The organism is [Haemophilus] ducreyi (genome assembly GCF_900109315.1).
GTDB classification, from domain to species: Bacteria; Pseudomonadota; Gammaproteobacteria; order Enterobacterales; family Pasteurellaceae; genus Haemophilus_B; species Haemophilus_B ducreyi.
The window spans coordinates 131,282-150,724 of sequence record NZ_FOJC01000005.1; the positions used below are offsets into that span (position 1 = coordinate 131,282).

General features: G+C 38.1%; 20 protein-coding genes and 4 tRNA genes. 8 read left to right on the top strand and 16 right to left on the bottom strand.

Annotation, left to right across the window (positions count from 1 at the left end; genetic code table 11):
* Positions 1-51: 51 nt before the first annotated feature.
* From BMX01_RS04670 to napF, 7 genes are all read right to left on the bottom strand, one after another.
* A complete protein-coding gene (locus BMX01_RS04670) occupies positions 52-669 on the bottom strand; it encodes a cytochrome c3 family protein (RefSeq protein WP_064082349.1) in 618 nt (205 codons plus the stop codon).
* Between the two features lie 11 nt (positions 670-680).
* Positions 681-1,121 carry a nitrate reductase cytochrome c-type subunit gene (locus tag BMX01_RS04675; protein WP_064082350.1) on the bottom strand — a complete coding sequence of 147 codons (441 nt, stop codon included), beginning with the start codon at positions 1,119-1,121 and terminating at the stop codon, positions 681-683.
* Between the two features lie 74 nt (positions 1,122-1,195).
* The gene (gene napH, locus BMX01_RS04680) at positions 1,196-2,089 is read right to left on the bottom strand and encodes a quinol dehydrogenase ferredoxin subunit NapH (protein ID WP_074647854.1); all 894 of its coding nucleotides are present in this window, start codon (positions 2,087-2,089) and stop codon (positions 1,196-1,198) included.
* Positions 2,089-2,991 (bottom strand): ferredoxin-type protein NapG, encoded by a 903-nt coding sequence (gene napG / locus BMX01_RS04685; protein ID WP_064082351.1) that lies wholly within the window; start codon positions 2,989-2,991, stop codon positions 2,089-2,091. Before napG ends, napH begins: the two co-directional genes overlap by 1 nt.
* Positions 2,992-3,111: 120 nt before the next feature.
* Positions 3,112-5,595, bottom strand: coding sequence for a nitrate reductase catalytic subunit NapA (gene napA, locus BMX01_RS04690; RefSeq protein WP_064082352.1), 2,484 nt, complete (start codon positions 5,593-5,595; stop codon positions 3,112-3,114).
* A gap of 37 nt (positions 5,596-5,632) precedes the next feature.
* On the bottom strand, positions 5,633-5,896 hold the full coding sequence (locus tag BMX01_RS04695) for a chaperone NapD (protein WP_010944137.1): 264 nt from the start codon (positions 5,894-5,896) through the stop codon (positions 5,633-5,635).
* A gap of 41 nt (positions 5,897-5,937) precedes the next feature.
* Entirely contained in the window at positions 5,938-6,465 is a 528-nt protein-coding gene (napF, locus tag BMX01_RS04700; RefSeq protein ID WP_064082353.1) for a ferredoxin-type protein NapF, read from the bottom strand.
* Between the two features lie 705 nt (positions 6,466-7,170).
* Between napF and yccS the strand changes: the two genes are divergently transcribed.
* From yccS to BMX01_RS04715, 3 genes are all read left to right on the top strand, one after another.
* Positions 7,171-9,366, top strand: a complete 2,196-nt coding sequence (yccS, locus tag BMX01_RS04705) for a YccS family putative transporter (RefSeq protein WP_064082354.1) — start codon at positions 7,171-7,173, stop codon at positions 9,364-9,366.
* A gap of 227 nt (positions 9,367-9,593) precedes the next feature.
* On the top strand, positions 9,594-10,163 hold the full coding sequence (locus BMX01_RS04710) for a Dps family protein (RefSeq protein ID WP_064082355.1): 570 nt from the start codon (positions 9,594-9,596) through the stop codon (positions 10,161-10,163).
* Between the two features lie 213 nt (positions 10,164-10,376).
* Complete coding sequence (locus BMX01_RS04715; protein ID WP_078179342.1) at positions 10,377-11,750, top strand: patatin-like phospholipase family protein; 1,374 nt, start codon at positions 10,377-10,379, stop codon at positions 11,748-11,750.
* A gap of 75 nt (positions 11,751-11,825) precedes the next feature.
* Here BMX01_RS04715 and BMX01_RS04720 read toward each other — a convergent pair whose 3' ends face one another.
* The 9 genes from BMX01_RS04720 to coaA form a co-directional block, all read right to left on the bottom strand.
* Complete coding sequence (locus BMX01_RS04720) at positions 11,826-12,074, bottom strand: FAD assembly factor SdhE (protein WP_064082357.1); 249 nt, start codon at positions 12,072-12,074, stop codon at positions 11,826-11,828.
* Positions 12,074-13,018, bottom strand: a complete 945-nt coding sequence (gene ispH, locus BMX01_RS04725) for a 4-hydroxy-3-methylbut-2-enyl diphosphate reductase (protein ID WP_064082358.1) — start codon at positions 13,016-13,018, stop codon at positions 12,074-12,076. Before ispH ends, BMX01_RS04720 begins: the two co-directional genes overlap by 1 nt.
* Positions 13,019-13,504, bottom strand: a complete 486-nt coding sequence (gene lspA / locus BMX01_RS04730) for a signal peptidase II (RefSeq protein WP_074647856.1) — start codon at positions 13,502-13,504, stop codon at positions 13,019-13,021.
* A gap of 58 nt (positions 13,505-13,562) precedes the next feature.
* Entirely contained in the window at positions 13,563-13,901 is a 339-nt protein-coding gene (gene glnB / locus BMX01_RS04735) for a nitrogen regulatory protein P-II (protein ID WP_064082360.1), read from the bottom strand.
* Positions 13,902-13,912: 11 nt separating this feature from the next.
* Positions 13,913-14,497 (bottom strand): molybdopterin adenylyltransferase, encoded by a 585-nt coding sequence (gene mog, locus BMX01_RS04740; RefSeq protein WP_064082361.1) that lies wholly within the window; start codon positions 14,495-14,497, stop codon positions 13,913-13,915.
* Positions 14,497-15,408, bottom strand: coding sequence for a c-type cytochrome biogenesis protein CcmI (gene ccmI / locus BMX01_RS04745; protein ID WP_074647858.1), 912 nt, complete (start codon positions 15,406-15,408; stop codon positions 14,497-14,499). Before ccmI ends, mog begins: the two co-directional genes overlap by 1 nt.
* Positions 15,405-15,875, bottom strand: a complete 471-nt coding sequence (locus BMX01_RS04750) for a cytochrome c-type biogenesis protein (RefSeq protein WP_064082363.1) — start codon at positions 15,873-15,875, stop codon at positions 15,405-15,407. The genes ccmI and BMX01_RS04750 overlap by 4 nt, the downstream gene beginning before the upstream one ends.
* Before the next feature lies 1 nt (position 15,876).
* Complete coding sequence (locus tag BMX01_RS04755; protein ID WP_064083024.1) at positions 15,877-16,416, bottom strand: DsbE family thiol:disulfide interchange protein; 540 nt, start codon at positions 16,414-16,416, stop codon at positions 15,877-15,879.
* A gap of 76 nt (positions 16,417-16,492) precedes the next feature.
* Positions 16,493-17,443, bottom strand: coding sequence for a type I pantothenate kinase (gene coaA, locus BMX01_RS04760; protein WP_064082364.1), 951 nt, complete (start codon positions 17,441-17,443; stop codon positions 16,493-16,495).
* A gap of 245 nt (positions 17,444-17,688) precedes the next feature.
* Between coaA and BMX01_RS04765 the strand changes: the two genes are divergently transcribed.
* The 5 genes from BMX01_RS04765 to tuf all read left to right on the top strand — a co-directional run bounded on the left by BMX01_RS04765 (position 17,689) and on the right by tuf (position 19,390).
* Positions 17,689-17,764 (top strand) — tRNA-Thr (locus tag BMX01_RS04765).
* Between the two features lie 37 nt (positions 17,765-17,801).
* Positions 17,802-17,886 (top strand) — tRNA-Tyr (locus tag BMX01_RS04770).
* A gap of 51 nt (positions 17,887-17,937) precedes the next feature.
* Positions 17,938-18,012 (top strand) — tRNA-Gly (locus BMX01_RS04775).
* A gap of 3 nt (positions 18,013-18,015) precedes the next feature.
* Positions 18,016-18,091 (top strand) — tRNA-Thr (locus BMX01_RS04780).
* A 114-nt stretch (positions 18,092-18,205) separates the two neighbouring features.
* Positions 18,206-19,390, top strand: coding sequence for an elongation factor Tu (tuf, locus tag BMX01_RS04785; protein WP_064082225.1), 1,185 nt, complete (start codon positions 18,206-18,208; stop codon positions 19,388-19,390).
* Positions 19,391-19,443: the final 53 nt, after the last annotated feature.

Genomic DNA, 19,443 nt, shown 5'->3' on the forward strand with positions numbered 1-19,443 from the left:
GGATCAGAAACGATGCTCAATGCTAATCGCCTGGCAAAAATAACCGCTTCTTTATTTGATTTCAGTGGCTTTTTCAGTTTTTTTGATCATATCATCAGGGATAAATGACTTTTGCACTTTTTCCATGTGTGGCAAATTATGTGCAATCCCTTTGTGACAATCGATACAAGTTTTATTTTCCGCTTCTGCTCGGCTATGCATCTGTTGTGCCACTATTTTTTGTTGAGTAAAATCCATATCTTCAAAATTATGGCAATTACGACACTCTTGTGAATTATTTGCTTTCATACGCGCCCATTCACGTTCTGCCATCGCTAAACGATGAGCCTCAAATTTTTCTTTATTATCCACCTTACCCGTAAGGTGAGCATAAACTTCGGTTGAAGCTTGCAATTTACGTAACATTTTGGGCGCAAATTCGTGCGGTACGTGACAATCTGCACAAACCGCTTTAACACCACTACGGTTTGAATAGTGTGCAGAAGCACGATATTCAGGCACAACATCATTCATATGGCAATCAGAACAAAATTGTTCCGTATTCGTTTTTTCTAATACTACATTAAAACCACTCCAAGCAATTAATGTACACGCCGAGATAATTAAAATTAATAGCCCTAACGCCATTTTACTTGGACGGCGCAGCCAATTTACACCTGCTTTAAACATAACCTTTCTCCTTATTTACCTTTACCCTGTTTCTCACGTACTGAATCAAATTTATTTTGAATAATTGGATTCACGTCTGCTTGTTGTACATGGCATTGCAAACAAAAATAACGGCGTGGTGCCATACCCGCTGTGCGTTTCCCGTCACGATCTTCAAAATGAGAGTCAGGGATACGTGTTGCACCAGTCGTTGAAGCCACTTCAGGTGAATGACAGCCTAAACATTGATTAGTATTTTTAGTTACTTGTAAACCACGAATACTATGCGGTACTAAAGGTGGCTGAAATGGGAAGGTCGTCGGGATATTACCCGTGTCTTTTTCTGGATTAGTATACGCAGGCACTACATTTTCTGGTAACTGCTCAATGGAATCACTAATATTGCTAACATGGTCTGTAGCAGCTGCCAAACCGGCAAATAATGTTAAAACTAAAGTGAGATATTTTCTCATTTCGGGTTCACTCCGTTAATTTATCAAATTAAATTGACCGCATCATCAACTTCTCAAGTTGATCAACACTCGGCTTAAATATTTTTTACTGGTAATTGCTTTTCAAAACGTAAGCCAAAGGCAAATACATTTTCAGCACATACATCAATACAACGCCCACAACTAATACAATCTTTAGATAATACGATTGTGCTGTCTTCTGCTTTACCATGTAAAGGCAAACGCAATACTTGTGATTCAGTACAAACGTTATAGCAATCCATACAACGATCACAACGGGTACGATCAACGACCTTTACGCGGACTAGTGATTGAGCACCAATTAAGCCGTAAATAGCACCAATAGGACAAAGGTGTCCGCACCAACCGTGTTCAACAACAAACAAATCAAATAAGAAGACTGCCAAAATTAACCAACCGGTTGCGCCCAAGCCGAACACAAATACTCTGCCAAATGCCGCCACTGGATTGATCCATTCCCACAATAACGTGCCAGATAACGCACTACCGGCTAAAATCACTGCTAACAAGATATAGCGTAAGTAGCGAGGTAATTTAGCACTTTGGCGAATAACTAATTTACGTCTAAGCCACGCGGCTAAATCCGTCACCATATTTAATGGACAAACCCAACCACAAAATACTTTACTGGCGAGTAAGCCATAACAAGCGACAATTATCAACGCACCTAAAATAGTTGTCCATTCAGGTAAATAGCCCGTTGCCAAGCTTTCTGCCGTGATCAATGGATCTGTAAAAGGAATAATGTCAAATAACATACTTGCACTATAATTCCCTTTTAAAATCCACACATTCCAAAATGGACCGCTTAAAAACATTAAGATAATGCTTAATTGAGTGAAACGGCGTAACATTAAAAACCGATAGGCTTGCCACCAACCCAATTTTTGACGCGCTTGCAAACCTACATCTTGAAGTTTATTCGGTGCCTTTTTAATAAACGCCATTATTTCACCCCTTTAAGATTTAACTCTAAATCAGGAAAATGTTGAGGCGCTTCTACCGTTGTTGAACTTGGTACATAATCTTGTGTCGCACGGCTTGGCGTCACTACTTTTTGATTTGGACGGACTTTCATATGTTGATAACTTTGCTCAGACACCCCTGTCGGTGTACGAATTTCCATCGTGGTGAACCCCTCGGGATGTTGTGCTTCAATTAATGATTTACCTGCATTTTGTTTTTCTTGCCAACCAAGGCAATAATGTCGGCCTAATAAACCTTTAGCAAGATCAGTCGGTAATACTTTAATAGCCGCTTCTTCTAGCACACAAGCCTGTTCGCATTTACCACAGCCCGTACAAGCATCAGAATGCACTGTCGGAATAAATTTTGCATGAATACGTGTACGCTCATTGCGGATTTCCTCCAAAGTAATGGCCTTATCAATTAATGGACACACACGATAACAAACATCACAACGTAAACCCTGCCAATTCAAACACGTTTCGTGATCAAGTAATACCGCTAATCCCATTCTGGCATCGTTAATATCTTGTAATGCTTCGGTTAATGCACCGCTTGGACAGGCATTCATACAAGGAATATCAACACACATTTCGCAAGGTTTAGCACGTGCCACAAAATAAGGCGTTCCCGCCTCCATTGGTGATAACAAACTGGCTAGACGTAACGTATCGTAAGGACAAGCTTGCACACATTGACCACAACGGGTACAAGCAGCTAAAAAGTTTTTTTCTGGTAATGCACCCGGAGGGCGTAATGCCACCCCCTCACGGGCAAAACTTTGCTGTTGTTGCAAGCCTAAGATAATCCCAATCCCACACACGCCCGCCGCAGTTCGCGTTGCATTTTTCAAAAACTGACGGCGATTTGAATCTAATTTCATTTTCTTTTTTCTTCAAAAAATAGACGATAATACGCATTCATCAACCAAAACATTAGCCTAGTCATGCGTTTTTATAGCGGTTAAATTTTGCAAAAAATTAGCAAATTTGCTCAGGTTTTATTAAGCTTTAACCACTTTCGCAGCACATTTTTTGAAATCTGTTTCGCCTGAAATAGGATCCGTTGCATCTAAAGTAAGTTTATTCGCTAGCTGACCGGCATCGAAGAAAGTCGTAAAAATTAATCCCTCAGGGCATTTATTACGGCCACGTGTGTCTAAGTGAGAAATCATTTCACCACGACGGGTAATCACTTTCACTTTATCACCGTGACGTAAGCCACGTTTTTTCGCATCACTTGGATGCATCCACACTAAGTTATTCGGGAATGAACGATGCAATTCAGGTACACGACGTGTCATTGTGCCGGTATGCCAATGTTCCAACACTCGACCGGTAGATAACCACAAATCGTATTCTTCATCAGGTGATTCAGCAGGGCTTTCATACGGGACGCCAAGAATAATCGCCTTACCGTCTGGGTAACCATAGAAGCGGAAATCTTCTCCTGCTTTTACATAAGGATCAAAACCTTCACGGTAACGCCATAAAGTCTCTTTACCATCGACGACAGGCCAACGTAAGCCTCGTGCTTGGTGATAAGTTTCAAAATCCGCTAAATCGTGGCCGTGGCCACGACCAAATTGTGCATATTCTTCAAATAACCCTTTTTGAATATAGAAGCCAAAATCGTCCGCTTCATCATTCAAATAACCGGGAATATTCGTTGGCACTTGGTATTTATCTACTTCACCATTTAAGTAAAGAATTTCATACAATGTTTTTCCGCGGTATTCTGGCATTTGTGCCATCAATTCTTCGTTCCAAACTTCTTCTGCTTTAAAATATTTTGCAAATTCAACAATTTGCCATAAATCAGATTTAGATTGTGCCGGACCTTTTACTTGTTGATACCAAAATTGCGTACGACGTTCCGCATTACCATAAGCGCCCTCTTTTTCTACCCACATACAAGTAGGTAAAATCAAGTCTGCCGCAACTGCAGATACCGAAGGGTATGGATCAGACACCACAATAAAGTTTTCAGGATTACGCCAACCCGGGAAAATTTCCTCGTTAATATTGGGGCCACCTTGCATATTATTGGTACACATTTGCCATAATAAATTAAGTTTGCCATCTTTTAACATACGGCTTTGCATTACCGCAGTATAACCAGGCACGGTTGGAATAGTGCCTTTTGGCAGTTTCCACGCTTTTTCACAAATCTCTACATGTTTTGGATTCATTACCACCATATCGGCTGGCAAGCGATGTACAAAAGTCCCAACTTCGCGCGCTGTACCGCAAGCAGAAGGCTGACCTGTCAATGAGAATGGTCCACAACCTGGTGTAGAAATCTTACCGGTTAATAAATGCACGTTATAAATCATATGGTTAACCCATACGCCACGTGTATGTTGATTAAAGCCCATTGTCCAAAATGACACTAATTTTTGTGCTGGATCGGCATACATTTTGGCTAATGCTTCTAATTGATGTTTTGGCACACCAGAAATTTCGTGTGCTTTTTCTAATGTATAAGGCTCAACGATTTTCTTAAATTCTTCAAAGCTACTATCGTGCATTTTGCCGGCAGTTTTAACGTTTTTCGCCGCTTTTTGTAATGGATGTTCTGGGCGTAAGCCATAGCCAATATCCGTTTCACCGCGTTTAAATTTGGTATGTTTATTAACAAAATCCCAATTTACTTTATCGTTTTGAATAATATAGTTGGCAATGTAATTCAAAATCGCTAAATCAGAATGCGGTTTAAATATAATCGGCGTATCTGCTAACTCAAATGAACGGTGCTCAAAAGTAGACATAACCACAACTTTTACATTGTTATCCGAAAGACGGCGATCAGAGATACGGCTCCATAAAATGGGGTGCATTTCTGCCATATTTGACCCCCAAAGCACAAAACCATCTGTTTTTTCGATATCGTTATAACACCCCATTGGTTCATCCATACCGAAAGTGCGTAAAAATGCTACCGCAGCAGATGCCATACAATGACGTGCATTTGGATCGATAGTATTTGAGCGTAAGCCTGCTTTCCAAAGTTTTACTTTGGCATAACCTTCAAAAATAGTCGTTTGGCCAGAAGAAAACATTCCAACTGCATTACCACCTTTTGCTTTTAAAGTGGCTTTTACTTTTTCCGCCATTATGCTGAATGCTTGATCCCAAGAAACCGGAGTAAAATCGCCCTCTTTATGAAATTTGCCGTCTTTCATTCGCAATAAGGGTGTCTGAACACGGTCAGCACCGTACATAATTTTTGATAGGAAATATCCTTTGATACAGTTTAAACCTCGGTTTACTTCTGCATCAGGATCGCCTTGTGTTGCCACAACACGGCCATCTTTGGTCCCTACTAGCACACTACATCCCGTGCCACAAAAACGGCAAGGTGCTTTATCCCATTTAATGCCACTATCATCAGCTTGTACATTTTTAACAGGGAGCACAATTCCTGCGGCAGCGGCAGCTGCTACGGCAGCATTAGCTTTCATAAAATCTCTGCGACTGAGTTCCATAATATGTCCCACTTTGGATTAAATTAAAAAAATCAAATTATTTTTCATCAAGGTAATTAGATATTAACGAAACAACGATCACGCCATTGATCTCTTTTAACTTATCAATTAAGTCCGCTAACGCTAATTGATGATCACTCTCTAAAGTCACGACTAATTTACCTTCTTCTGCTTTTTCGCCATGAATTTCAGCGTGAGGAATGGTTAAAATATCCGCTTTCACTTGGGGTAATTTGGCAGGCTTCGCTTGTACTACTAAACTACAAACATACCAATTTTGGTCTTCACGAAAAGTATTCATATCAATTTGTTATTTATCATTATGTAGCTGATTGGATACACTTAGTGCTCCATCATTAAGGTAATTGCATTAGCTGGGCATACGCTTAAACAAGCACCACAACCATTACAAGCCGTCAAATCTAATTGTAATTCTGCAATGCCACCTAATTTCGGACGAAAACGAATAGCACGACTTTCGCAACTATCGCCACAGGAACGACACGCTATACGATGTTGTAATAAACAACGTTCCTGCACTGCGACTTTGTGTTGCCAAGCAACTTCACTGGTGGCGAGAAAAACGTCCGCTTGACAACTTTGCACACATTTTTCACAAAAGGTACATTCGCCTTTGCTGAAATCTACCTCAGGATAACCACCTGCACCTTGTACAATAATTTGTGTTTCACAGATTGTTATACAGTTATCGCAAGCGGTACATTTAGTTAAAAAATTAGCTAAATTTACCCAAGGCGGACGCACGACATTATGCCCTTTCAAAGTCGCTTGTTTTGTTTTTAAGGTGCTTAAGAAATGCCCACGTAAAAAACTGCGACGTGGTAAAGATTGGTCAGTTAATTTAGCCAAAACACACCTTTTACAAATTAAACTCGATATGATTTATTATCTGATTTTTACTGGTCTGCCTTCATCACTCCATTTAGGTATTTAATAAATAAACGGCGCTATTCTTGATAAGAATCAAAAAATACGCCGTTTAATTTTATATTAGCAAAGTAATTAAAAATCATTCTCAATTTAAACAATCGAAAATAACCTTTCCTAATCAGATTTAACTCAATAAATTCCATATTTTAGAATATTGCTGTTATATATCATTTTACTTTTTCATAGCATTTATTACATTTAGATAATCTTTGCTTTCATTATTCTTCTCAACACTTTATTTAACCTGCCATTTCAAGCATTATGGCTACTTACGTTGTATGCCAACAGACTCATCACATATTTATCATAAAAAACAGTAATAAAATTTTATAGATTATTAAGAATTACACTCATCATATAAAGATAATAAGATTGAATTAATTCTTTATTACTTATTTTTAGTATATTCCATTCATATTTTTTCAGCTTATTACAAACTTTATTTTTTTCTGTTCTATATCTATTCACAACTCAATATTCTTGCAAAGAATATTTTTATAAATTTAGCCTTATAAAATAAAAATAAACCGAAATTAGTTACAACTATATGGATAACATATTTTATTGCGGGAAAATTTGTTTTAGAATCAGTAAATATTCTCTGATTTCTGGTCGCTAGTATTTATGAAAAACTTCTTCAAAAAAGTCCACTCTGAGTGGTTGTCTGAAAATATTATTAAGACATTGCCGATCTTTATCGCGATCAATTTAATCTCAATCATCGTTTGGCGATTACAGATATCACAATTATCAATGCAGTTAATCTTAGGCGTTATAGCGGGGGGGTTGGTTGACTTAGACAATAATTTAACCGGTCGAATTAAAAACTTAATGTTAAGTTTAATTGCCTTTACTATTTCCTCATTAGGTGCGCAATTTTCGTTAGTATTTGGTTGGTTATTTTTACCTGCGGCAATGTTAAGTACCTTTATTTTAGTGATGATGGGTGCGGTTGGACAACGTTATAGCACCATTGCCTTCGGTACCTTAATTGTAGCAATTTATACCAGTTTAACGTATATGCCGGAGCACCCTTGGTATAGCAATATTATCCTTATTTTAGTTGGCACCTTGATTTATGGTTTAGTCAGCTTATTGGTTTATCTTTGCTTTCCAAACCGCATTGCCCAAGAAAATTTAGCCAAAGCCTATGATGCATTAAGTCTTTATTTACAAGCTAAATCTGAATTTTTTGATCCGGATGATGATGATTTAGCCGCTAAACAATTTGCCTTAGCCAAAGCCAATCAGCAAGTTACCCAAGCATTCGAACAAACTCGTGTTTCGCTTTTTTATCAGTTAAAAAGGAATAGCCGTAAAACGCGTACCAACCAGTTATTACAGGATTATTTTATTGCTCAAGATATTTTAGAGCGGGCAAGCTCAAGCTATTATCAATATCACGAACTTTTTCAACAGTTACGAAATAGTGATCTAATGTTCCGCTTTCAACGCGTAATGGAATTACAGGCGATTGCTTGTCAACGGGTGGCGATTGCCTTACGGCAAAACTCCGGCTATCAACATTGTGGACGGAGCGAAAAAGCCTTACAAGGTTTATTAAATTCATTGCACTACCATCAAGAACGAGGACTAGCAAATGCACACCGTTGGTTATTAATTGCTGAAAATTTACTCCATATTGAGTATCAATTTAGTCGAATTTGGCAACTGACTAATGTAGCGGATATCAGCAAAGAAAAAGAAAAATCTGCCCGCTTAACCGATAAGAATGTATCAGGCTTCAAGAATATGTTAGCCGCAGTACGTGAGCAATTAACGCTGTCATCACAGCTCTTCCGCCACGCCGTTCGGCTATCAATTGTAGTATTTATCGGTAGTTTAATTGTGCAGTTAGCAGAGTTAGACAGTAAAGGATATTGGATTTTATTGACCGCTATTTTTGTTTGCCAACCCAATTATTCCGCAACCCAAAAGCGGGTAGTTGAGCGGGTAATCGGAACAGTATTAGGTGTATTTGGGGGCTTTTTATTCCAATATTTATCGCCCAATCTAGAGGCTCAGCTGGGTTTAATCGCAGTAACGGGCAGCGCTTATTACTTTTTCCGCATCAGTAATTATGGCTTTTCAACTTTTTTCATCACCTTGCTCTTATTCGTCAGTTTAGATGTTGCTGGCTTAGGCGCACAAAATGCTTTATTGCCACGTTTATTAGATACTCTAATTGGCACAGCATTAGCTTGGGTCGGAGTAGCATATATTTATCCAGATTGGAAATATTTGAATTTACACCGGAATTTAACGCATACTTTACAAGCAAGCAGTCAATATCTTCGCCATATTATAGTACAATTGCAATTTGGCTATAATGATCGGTTGGCCTATAGAGTAGTACGGCGCGATGTGCATAATCATTTATCAGAATTAAGCGCGGTAATCAACAATATGCACAGCGAGCCACAAAAATATCGTTCGGCATTACAATTTGCTCCACAATTGTTAAACACTACAAACACGCTACTCAGCTATATTTCTGCGTTGGGTAATTATCGTTCTGAAAGCGAGGAACTTAGTCATAATATACATTTTTCAGCGGTTTTCTTCTCTAAAGGCAAACAAGTGATTGATATTTTAGATGCCATTATTCACTCAGATGATCGGCAAGTTGATCAAGCACAATTAACACAGCGTTTAACCACAATTAAACACGCCCTTAAACAGTTTGAAAATGAACAGCAACATAGCCAAGACAAACTGGCATTATTACTCATTCAGCAGTTATTAATGATAGTGCAATTATTACCTCATTTACTCACGTTAGTTAAAGAAGAACAGCTTTATTCACAGCAACTCAGCTAATGCACCCAAATAAGCGGTGTTTTTTGCTAAAAATTGGCAAAAAATAAACCGCTTGACGCTTTACTAAACAGAAATCATCACTAAAAAATGCAGATATAATTCTGCATTTAGTACGGAATCTATCGTTTCTATTAAATCCATTCGCAATAACAATTAGACAAATGATTATTTAATAACCATAATGATGGTGTAAGAAATCATTATCACACAAACCATAGGAGTCAATGATGACAAGCAAAACAATTACTTTTCCTGTTTTAAAATTAACTGGACAATCGCAAGCGCTGACTAATGATATGCACAAAAATGCTGACCACACAGTGCCAGGTTTAACCGTTGCGACTGGCCATTTAATTGCTGAGGCATTACAAATGCGTTTACAAGGCTTAAATGAATTAGCTTTGATTTTAAAACACGCCCACTGGAATGTGGTTGGCCCACAATTTATTGCAGTACATGAAATGCTAGACAGTCAAGTTGATGAAGTTCGCGATTTTATTGATGAAATTGCTGAACGTATGGCAACGCTAGGGGTAGCTCCAAATGGTTTATCCGGAAATTTAGTTGAAACTCGCCAGAGCCCTGAATATCCACTCGGTCGTGCAACCGCACAAGATCATTTAAAATTGATTGATTTATATTATTCTCACAATATCGAAGCACATCGTGTGGTGTTAGAACATAATGGTCATTTAGATCCAATTAGTGAAGATTTATTAGTCGCACAAACCCGTAGTTTAGAAAAATTACAATGGTTTATCCGTGCCCATTTAGATAACGGCAACGGAAATATTTAAATATCCTTTTATATAACTCTGCTTAAGCGGTCGATTTATTTGATATTTTATTCAAAATAATCCACCGCTTTTTTCTGCCAATAGCATTATATAATTTTCATTTATGCGCCTAATTCATCCAAAAATGTAAAATAATGTAGCATTAACACTTGAAAATAAACAAATTTTGACTTAAATTTTCAAATGCCTTTAAGTTAAAACTCCGTATTCACCATGAAATTACCTCAAGCTCTAAGTCTGAAAAAGTGTGTAGCATATTTAGCGATAACTATGCTTTCCGCTTGCCATCTTGTCAACTATACCCCCGTACAAACCATTAAACATATTACGCCAAATGAGGGCTATCGATTACACCACGCTATGTTAAACAGCAGTGATGATGGCAATCTAATCATTTTAATGTTTTCTGGTGGCGGAGCGCGCGCTGCTTCTCTAGGTTACGGCGTCTTAGAAGAATTAAAAAAGACCAAAGTTAAATCAACGTCTCAAGGTAAGTCGCTATTGGATCAAATCGATATAGTCTATGGAGTATCTGGTGGTTCAGTATTAGCGAGCTATTTTGCTTTAGAAGGACGAGACACTATTCCTAAATTTGAAGAAAATTTTCTCAAGAACAACTTCCAAGAAGCCGTTATCAACAATATTTTTAGCCTTTCCAACCTTAAGCGCCTGCTTTCTCCACAATTTGGCCGCGGAGAATTGTTACAAGAACAGTTTAATGTTGCCCTTTACAAAGGTAGAACTTTCAATGATTTAGTCAAAGAACGCAAAGGTCCTTTTGCAGTAATTAGTGCCACAGATATGAATGCAGGCCAAAAAATAACATTTATTCAAGATATGTTTGACGGTTTATGCCTCAACTTAAATGATTTAGAAATCGCGCGAGCAGTCGCCGCTTCAAGTTCCGTGCCATTACTCTTTACACCGCTTACGCTCAATAATAATGGCGGGCACTGCTCTTTTAAAATCCCCAAAGAATATATCGTACACAAAAAGACACAGGGAAATGGCTTAAAAACGCAAACCGTTGAAGAAGTAGAACATACGCTTTCTGCTTACCAAAATAGTGAAGAAAGACCGTTTATACATTTAGTTGATGGTGGGTTAACTGATAATATAGGCTTGGCAAGTTTGCTTGAAAAATCTGAAGTAACGGGCATGGAGCAAATCTATAAACAAATTCAAAAAACGAATTTACATAATATTATCGTAATTAATGTGAACGCGCAAAACCAAGTAATGAACGATATTGATAAAAGCCCAAACATTCCTAGCTTAAAAAATGTGTTTAATACCATTGTTAACATTCCAATCAATAACACTACACAGCTTACGTTACGCCGTTTTAGAGAGTTTACAGACGCGTGGAATAAACAAATCGAAAAAACTACCGGTAAGAAAATCACCATACATTTTGTTAGTTTAAATATGAAAGACTTACCCGAAGGGCAATTGAAACAAGATGTGCTCAATATAGGAACCTCTTTCTATCTGCCAAGTGACGATGTAAACAAGCTACGTAGAGCCGCAGCAATCTTATTAAAACAATCGCCAGAATACCAAAAAGCCTTGCAATCTTTGCAATAATCACAATAAAAAGCGGTCGTTTTTAGCCAATAATTAACTTTTATTGGCTAAAAACGACCGCTTATTTAAACCACATTAGGGTTCAATGCTTGCACGAATACGTTCAATTAACGCACTGATTGCCACTGTTGGTGCAGGGGATTGATGCATAACCCAACGGAATAATTCAGGGTCAGTATAACTTAACATTGTTACAAAAGTTTGCTGTTCAGCCTCACTCAGTTGTTCAAAATACTGTTGATAAAATGGCATAATCATTTTATCCAATTCTCGCATTCCTCGCCGGCATTGCCATTCAATCTTAAAACGGTTTAATTCTGCCATTATTTTACCTCGCGGACACGTAATTCTTTTGGCACTTCAAATACCATATTTTCTTCACAACCTACTAAATTGGCTACACTGGTTGCACCTAAGGTTTGTAAATGCGCCACCACTGATTGCACCAATATCTCTGGCGCAGAAGCGCCCGCAGTAATACCGATCGTTTCCACATTGTCTAACCATTCCGGCAAAATATCTTGCGGACCATCAATCAATTTTGCAAGAACGCCCATTCGTGAAGCTAATTCAGCTAAGCGGTTAGAATTTGAGGAGTTTTTCGATCCTACCACCAAAACTAATTGCGCTTGTTTAGCTAGTTCACGTACAGCTTGTTGTCGATTGGTCGTCGCATAGCAAATATCATTTTTACGTGGTCCCTGAATTGCTGGATATTTGTTTTTTAATGCCTCAATCATTCCGCTAGTATCATCAACTGACAACGTTGTCTGTGTCATAAAAGTTAAATCTTCGTGATGATTAATCGGCAAATTAGCGATATCTTCAACCGTTTCAACTAAAAAAATCCCCGCTTGTTCATTATAATATTGACCCATCGTGCCAATTACTTCCGGATGGCCTTGATGGCCAATTAAGATTGCTTTAGTTCCTTTTTTACTTGCACGTGCCACTTGCATATGCACTTTAGTAACTAACGGACAAGTCGCGTCAAACACCTTTAAACCACGCCGTTTAGCTTCCTGACGAACGGCTTGCGAAACGCCGTGTGCTGAAAAAATCACGATCGCACTATCTGGCACTTCATCTAATTCTTCAACAAAGATCGCACCTTTCGCTTTCAAATCGTCCACCACAAAACGATTATGCACCACTTCATGCCTAACATAAATCGGTGCGCCATGCACTTCTAAAGCCAATTCAACAATCGAAATAGCACGATCAACACCGGCACAGAATCCTCTTGGGTTAGCTAATAAAATATTCATTTAACCACTCTTTTTCTTTTTATCCAAGAAAGTCTCTAAAATCAGTAACCCGGCCCCCATCACAATAGCAACATCCGCTATATTAAACACAGGATAATGATAGATATGCCAGTAAAAATCAAAAAAATCAACAACATATCCGCGATAAGCGCGGTCAATAGCATTGCCAATTGCGCCACCGATAATTAACGCATAAGCCATATTTTCACGTTTTTGGTCTATTTGATTACAGTGTAAAACATTCGCTAAAATGAATGAAATAATGATCGCTAACGTTAAAAATAGATATTTTTGCCCACCAGAATGATCCGCCAAGAAACTAAAAGCCGCACCATAATTACGCGCATAGGTTAAGTTAAATATTGGCAAAATATTGATACTCTCATACAATTCAAAGCGTTCTACCACTAAATATTTACTGAATAGATCTAGTGTTATCACGACTAAACTTAACCATAGCCACTTAATTCCGGATTGTTTTGCCATAATGTACCTTATTATTAAAATTAACCACCGTGTTATTACCTCATTTATTAAGATAACATTAAAGGGCTTCTTCATTCTCTTCGCCCGTACGAATACGAATAACTCGTTCGACGTCATACACAAAAATTTTACCATCGCCAATTTTACCTGTTTGCGCTGTCTCTATAATGACGTCAATACAGCTTTCGACTTGTTCATCACTCACAATGATTTTTAATTTAATTTTGGGCAAAAAATCGATCGCATATTCTGCACCGCGATAAAGTTCAGTATGCCCCTTTTGCCGACCAAAACCTTTCACTTCATTGACGGTCATACCCGTAATGCCAACATCCGTTAATGCTTCACGAACATCATCTAATTTAAAAGGCTTAATAATAGCTTCAATTTTCTTCATGATTAATGTTCCTATCTACGCGCTGATTTTGGACGAAAACTTTCACAAACGGTTGAATGCGTGTCGATATAAATCTCACTTAACAGTTGTAAGCAATACGGCACCGCACTAAAAATACCTCGGACAAGTGTATTACCGTTTTCATCTTTAACCCCTTCTAAGGTTTCTTTAATCGCTTTTGGCTGGCCTGGTAAATTTAAAATTAAAGAATCATGCCGAATAACCGCAACTTGACGCGAAAGAATGGCCGTTGGCACAAAATATAAACTTATTTGCCGCATTTGTTCGCCAAAACCGGGCATTTCTCTATGCGCCACGGCTAAAGTCGCTTCTGGGGTAACATCTCGTTTTGCAGGCCCCGTGCCGCCTGTCGTTAATACTAAATGGCAATGGTCCGTATCAACTAAGTTAATTAACGTTTGTTCAATTACCGCTTGATCATCGGGAATCAACTTGGTTTCCAACTCAAAAGAATCAACTAACGCTGATGTCAACCACGTTTCTAATGCTGGAATACCTTGATCCTGATAAATACCGGCAGATGCACGATCTGATATAGATACTAAACCAATTTTTAATTTATCTTTGCTTAACATTATTTTTTCTCATTTTTAACCGGTTCTTTTTGCTCTTTTGCTTTTAATAAAGAAATAGCCATATTAACACTTTTCTCAATAGTAGCACGACGTGGTTCACCTTGTGGAATCAGTTTTAACATCATTCCCCAGGTTGCTGCCGCCATTTGATAATCTTCTTCTTCAAATGAATTAAACGCTAATAAACTTAAGGCATCTAAATTACGATGATCTTGACGAATAATCTCTTTCAATACTTGTTTGCCTTTTTCTTTATCCGCTTTATCTTGTGAAAACATCAAAGCTTGCGCATACTTACTTTTATATTGCAAATTATTGGGTGCTAATTTACTTGCTTTTTCATAGCTTTCAAATGCTAACTGACCATCATTTCTGGCTATCCCCATTTGACCTAACATAAACCAGCCTTTTGCATTGTTTGGGTTACGTTGCAAATCAACCCGCAATGCTACAGTAAATTGATTTAGCTCTGTTTCAGACAACGGATTTTTATCTTCATCTTTGATTCGCGCATAAACACAATCTAATTTTTGATGGGTCATGTCCAACATCTTGGTTGCCTGCCACGATCCAACATTCATATAAGCAAGCAAACTAATCGCGCTAACTGCACATAACAAGCCCAAAAACCATACGCGACTAACTTTACTCAAAGTGGGTTGCTCTACTGCCGTATGCATAGGGATATCGTCTAACAAACTTTGTTGCAATTCAACTTTACTTTTTTCTAAATCATCAATAATGCCTTCATTTGCTTCCCGTTCCACTTCTTGTAAGCGATCAAAATAAAACGCTTTATTCAAATGATCACGTTCAAGCGTATTCTGTTTTTTTGCTTTTTTAAGCAACGGGTAAAATGCAATCAAACAAATGAATACTGTAATAATTGCTACTATTAGCCAAAAATTCATAGTTTATCCTTATTATCGAGAATTTGCTTTAAACGTGCTTGATCTTGCTGTAATTTTGCAGAATTTTCGGCAGAATCAACCGCTTGTTTCGGTTTCTTTTTACCAACAAAAACCCACCCTAAGCCTAATAAAATCAACGCCAATGGCAACAACCATAAAAAAATCGTAGCCGGCGTTAAAGGCGGATCATAAGTCACAAAATTGCCGTAACGCTCAATCATATAATCCACCACTTTAGGTTTAGTTTTTCCTTGTTTTAACAATTCCAACGTCTTATGTCGCATATCTGTTGCAATTGTTGCATTCGAATCAGCAATATTATTATTTTGACATTGCGGACAACGTAATTCTTGAATTAACGCCTGATAATCCGCTTCCTGTTGTGCGTTATCGAATTGATTAAATTCAACCGGTGCTGCCGTTGCTACTGAAGCACTTAATAATAAAATAGCTAAGTGTTTTTTCATATTATTTTAACTTCTCATAAATTGGTTTTAATATTTCTACCCAAACTTTCTCATTTATATCGCCCGCATAACGGTAATGAATTATACCTTGACCATCTACAATAAAGGTTTCAGGTGCGCCATACACCCCCAGATCTAAGCCTAATGATCCTTTGGGATCATAAATAATCGCTTTATACGGATTGCCATAAGCGGCCAAAAATTTCATCGCATTGACCCGTTCATCTTTATAATCAATTCCGACAATCTCTACCCCTTGTTTAGCTAACACGGTTAAATATTCGTGTTCTGCATAACAAGTCGGACACCACGTTGCCCACACATTTAATAAACGTGAAGAGCCCGTTTTCAGCAAAGTTGCATCTAACTGCTGTTCTGCATTCAACACCGATTCCAACTGAAAATCCGGTACTGTTTTGCCCACCAACGCTGATTCTAACTTTTTAGGATCATCGCCTTGAGAATTACGTGAAAGTTGCACCATAAAGGTGACCATTAACGCCAAAAAAATAAATAAAGGAATAAGCAATTTTTTATTCATAATATAAGTCATCTATGTTAAGAAAAAGGTTACTAATTGTTCGCATCTTAATTAGATTTTGTGATCGAAGATACCATTACTTGCGTAATTTAACCGTTTGAATTGCATGATCTTCACCTTTTACCAAAATTAAATCTGCACGTTCACGGCTCGGCACAATATTTTGTTTTAAGTTCAATCCATTAATCTCATCCCAAATGGTCGTTGCCGTTTTAACTGCTTGTTCTTCAGATAACTTAGCATAGTGATGAAAGTAAGAATTGGGATCAGAAAAAGCACTACAGCGAAATTTCAAGAAACGATGGATATACCAACTTTTTAATAATGCTTCATCTGCATCAACATAAATTGAAAAATCAACAAAATCAGAAACAAATACATTATGCGGACTAGATGGATAATTCATACCGCTTTGTAATACATTTAGCCCTTCTAAAATAACAATTTCAGGTTGATCAACTACGCTATAGCGATCAGGGATAATATCGTAAGTTAAATGTGAATAGATTGGCGCTTTAATATTCCGCTCGCCCGATTTAAGATCAGAAACAAACTTAACTAACCGATGAATATCATATGATTCCGGAAAACCTTTCCGATTAAGTAAATTTTTTGCTTGCAAAATAACTAACGGATAAAGAAAACCATCTGTTGTAATTAAATCCACTTTACGCTCAACCGGCCACTGGCAAAGCAACGCTTGCAAAATACGCGCTGACGTGCTTTTACCAACAGAAACACTGCCAGCAATACTAATAATATAAGGCACTTTAGGTGATTTCACACCTAAAAAGCGGTGTAATACCGTCTGACGTTTAATGTTTTCTTCAATATAATAATTGATCAAACGTGCAAGCGGTAAATAAATAGTACTCACTTCTTCTAAAGAAAGTTCTTCATTAAAGCTAAGTAATGGTTTTAAATCTTGTTCCGTTAATTTTAATGGGACTGATTTACGCAATTTAGCCCACTGTTGACGATCAAAAGTCAAAAAAGGTGTGATTTTTTTTGTTGTTTGCAGGCCCATAGCCAAATTCTCTTATATTTCACCACAATAAATCGCATTTCTCATTGAATGCGTACCGACAAATATTACAATATAAATCCCATAATAGGGCAATTTATCTAAATAAAACCCATAAAAACATACAAAAAACAATCACCTTGCTCACTTAGCAAGCGAAAAAACACATTTTTCAAATTAAAAAAAAAACACTTGCATAGATCTCTAAAATCCCTATAATACGCCTCACTTACTTGCAACAACGCAATGCCGACTTAGCTCAGTAGGTAGAGCAACTGACTTGTAATCAGTAGGTCACCAGTTCGATTCCGGTAGTCGGCACCATATTTTTGCATATTGTAACTAAGTATTCAGTTAACGTGGAGGGATTCCCGAGCGGCCAAAGGGGGCAGACTGTAAATCTGTTGGCTCAGCCTTCGAAGGTTCGAATCCTTCTCCCTCCACCATCTCATATTTAATTGAATCGCATATAACATCGGACAGACGAATTTAGAACAGCGGACATCGTATAATGGCTATTACCTTAGCCTTCCAAGCTAATGATGCGGGTTCGATTCCCGCTGCCCGCTCCAAGCGCTGATATAGCTCAGTTGGTAGAGCACACCCTTGGTAAGGGTGAGGTCGGCGGTTCAAATCCGCCTATCAGCACCATTACCATCATTCTAATTTCTTCTATTCAATGTTTTTACTAGTAACAAATTCTACATTTGGTTAATGTGGTTATGTACCATTTGTAACCGTGTTTATTTAAGAGGCTTTCTAGCAATGTCTAAAGAAAAATTTGAACGTACAAAACCGCACGTTAACGTGGGTACAATCGGCCACGTTGACCATGGTAAAACAACTCTAACTGCAGCAATTACTACCGTATTAGCAAAACACTTCGGTGGTGCTGCGCGTGCATTTGACCAAATCGATAACGCGCCTGAAGAAAAAGCGCGTGGTATCACCATCAATACTTCTCACGTTGAGTACGACACTGAAACTCGTCACTATGCTCACGTTGACTGTCCAGGACACGCCGACTATGTTAAAAACATGATTACTGGTGCGGCACAAATGGACGGCGCTATCTTAGTTGTAGCAGCAACTGATGGTCCTATGCCTCAAACTCGTGAACACATCTTATTAGGCCGCCAAGTTGGTGTTCCTTACATCATCGTATTCTTAAATAAATGCGATATGGTAGATGATGAAGAATTATTAGAATTAGTTGAAATGGAAGTTCGTGAACTTCTTTCTCAATATGATTTCCCAGGTGACGATACTCCTATCGTTCGTGGTTCAGCATTACAAGCATTAAATGGTGTGCCTGAGTGGGAAGAAAAAATCATTGAATTAGCACAACACTTAGATTCTTATATCCCTGAGCCTGAGCGTGCGATTGATAAACCTTTCTTATTACCAATCGAAGACGTATTCTCAATTTCAGGTCGTGGTACAGTAGTAACCGGTCGTGTTGAGCGTGGTATCATCAAATCAGGTGAAGAAGTTGAAATCGTAGGGATTAAAGAAACGACAAAAACAACAGTAACCGGTGTTGAGATGTTCCGTAAACTATTAGACGAAGGTCGTGCGGGTGAAAACGTAGGTGCCTTATTACGTGGTACTAAACGTGAAGAAATCGAACGTGGTCAAGTATTAGCGAAACCAGGTACAATTACACCACACACTGATTTTGAATCAGAAGTTTATGTATTATCAAAAGAAGAAGGTGGTCGTCATACTCCATTCTTCAAAGGTTATCGTCCTCAGTTCTACTTCCGCACAACGGACGTAACAGGAACGATTGAATTACCTGAAGATGTTGAGATGGTAATGCCTGGTGATAATATCAAGATGACAGTAAGCTTAATTCACCCTATCGCGATGGACGAAGGTCTTCGTTTCGCTATTCGTGAAGGCGGTCGTACTGTAGGTGCCGGCGTTGTTGCGAAAATCATTAAATAATTAGCAATTGCTTATTTTATTTTAAAAGGCGTATCTTGTGATACGCCTATTTC

Bases quoted from the DNA above. Each gene is read 5' to 3' on its own strand.
- BMX01_RS04670 (WP_064082349.1), bottom strand. From the start codon at position 669: ATGTTTAAAGCAGGTGTAAATTGGCTGCGCCGTCCAAGTAAAATGGCG.
- BMX01_RS04675 (WP_064082350.1), bottom strand. From the start codon at position 1,121: ATGAGAAAATATCTCACTTTAGTTTTAACATTATTTGCCGGTTTGGCA.
- napH (WP_074647854.1), bottom strand. From the start codon at position 2,089: ATGGCGTTTATTAAAAAGGCACCGAATAAACTTCAAGATGTAGGTTTG.
- napG (WP_064082351.1), bottom strand. From the start codon at position 2,991: ATGAAATTAGATTCAAATCGCCGTCAGTTTTTGAAAAATGCAACGCGA.
- napA (WP_064082352.1), bottom strand. From the start codon at position 5,595: ATGGAACTCAGTCGCAGAGATTTTATGAAAGCTAATGCTGCCGTAGCA.
- BMX01_RS04695 (WP_010944137.1), bottom strand. From the start codon at position 5,896: ATGAATACTTTTCGTGAAGACCAAAATTGGTATGTTTGTAGTTTAGTA.
- yccS (WP_064082354.1), top strand. From the start codon at position 7,171: ATGAAAAACTTCTTCAAAAAAGTCCACTCTGAGTGGTTGTCTGAAAAT.
- BMX01_RS04710 (WP_064082355.1), top strand. From the start codon at position 9,594: ATGACAAGCAAAACAATTACTTTTCCTGTTTTAAAATTAACTGGACAA.
- BMX01_RS04715 (WP_078179342.1), top strand. From the start codon at position 10,377: ATGAAATTACCTCAAGCTCTAAGTCTGAAAAAGTGTGTAGCATATTTA.
- BMX01_RS04720 (WP_064082357.1), bottom strand. From the start codon at position 12,074: ATGGCAGAATTAAACCGTTTTAAGATTGAATGGCAATGCCGGCGAGGA.
- ispH (WP_064082358.1), bottom strand. From the start codon at position 13,018: ATGAATATTTTATTAGCTAACCCAAGAGGATTCTGTGCCGGTGTTGAT.
- lspA (WP_074647856.1), bottom strand. From the start codon at position 13,504: ATGGCAAAACAATCCGGAATTAAGTGGCTATGGTTAAGTTTAGTCGTG.
- glnB (WP_064082360.1), bottom strand. From the start codon at position 13,901: ATGAAGAAAATTGAAGCTATTATTAAGCCTTTTAAATTAGATGATGTT.
- mog (WP_064082361.1), bottom strand. From the start codon at position 14,497: ATGTTAAGCAAAGATAAATTAAAAATTGGTTTAGTATCTATATCAGAT.
- ccmI (WP_074647858.1), bottom strand. From the start codon at position 15,408: ATGAATTTTTGGCTAATAGTAGCAATTATTACAGTATTCATTTGTTTG.
- BMX01_RS04750 (WP_064082363.1), bottom strand. From the start codon at position 15,875: ATGAAAAAACACTTAGCTATTTTATTATTAAGTGCTTCAGTAGCAACG.
- BMX01_RS04755 (WP_064083024.1), bottom strand. From the start codon at position 16,416: ATGAATAAAAAATTGCTTATTCCTTTATTTATTTTTTTGGCGTTAATG.
- coaA (WP_064082364.1), bottom strand. From the start codon at position 17,443: ATGGGCCTGCAAACAACAAAAAAAATCACACCTTTTTTGACTTTTGAT.
- tuf (WP_064082225.1), top strand. From the start codon at position 18,206: ATGTCTAAAGAAAAATTTGAACGTACAAAACCGCACGTTAACGTGGGT.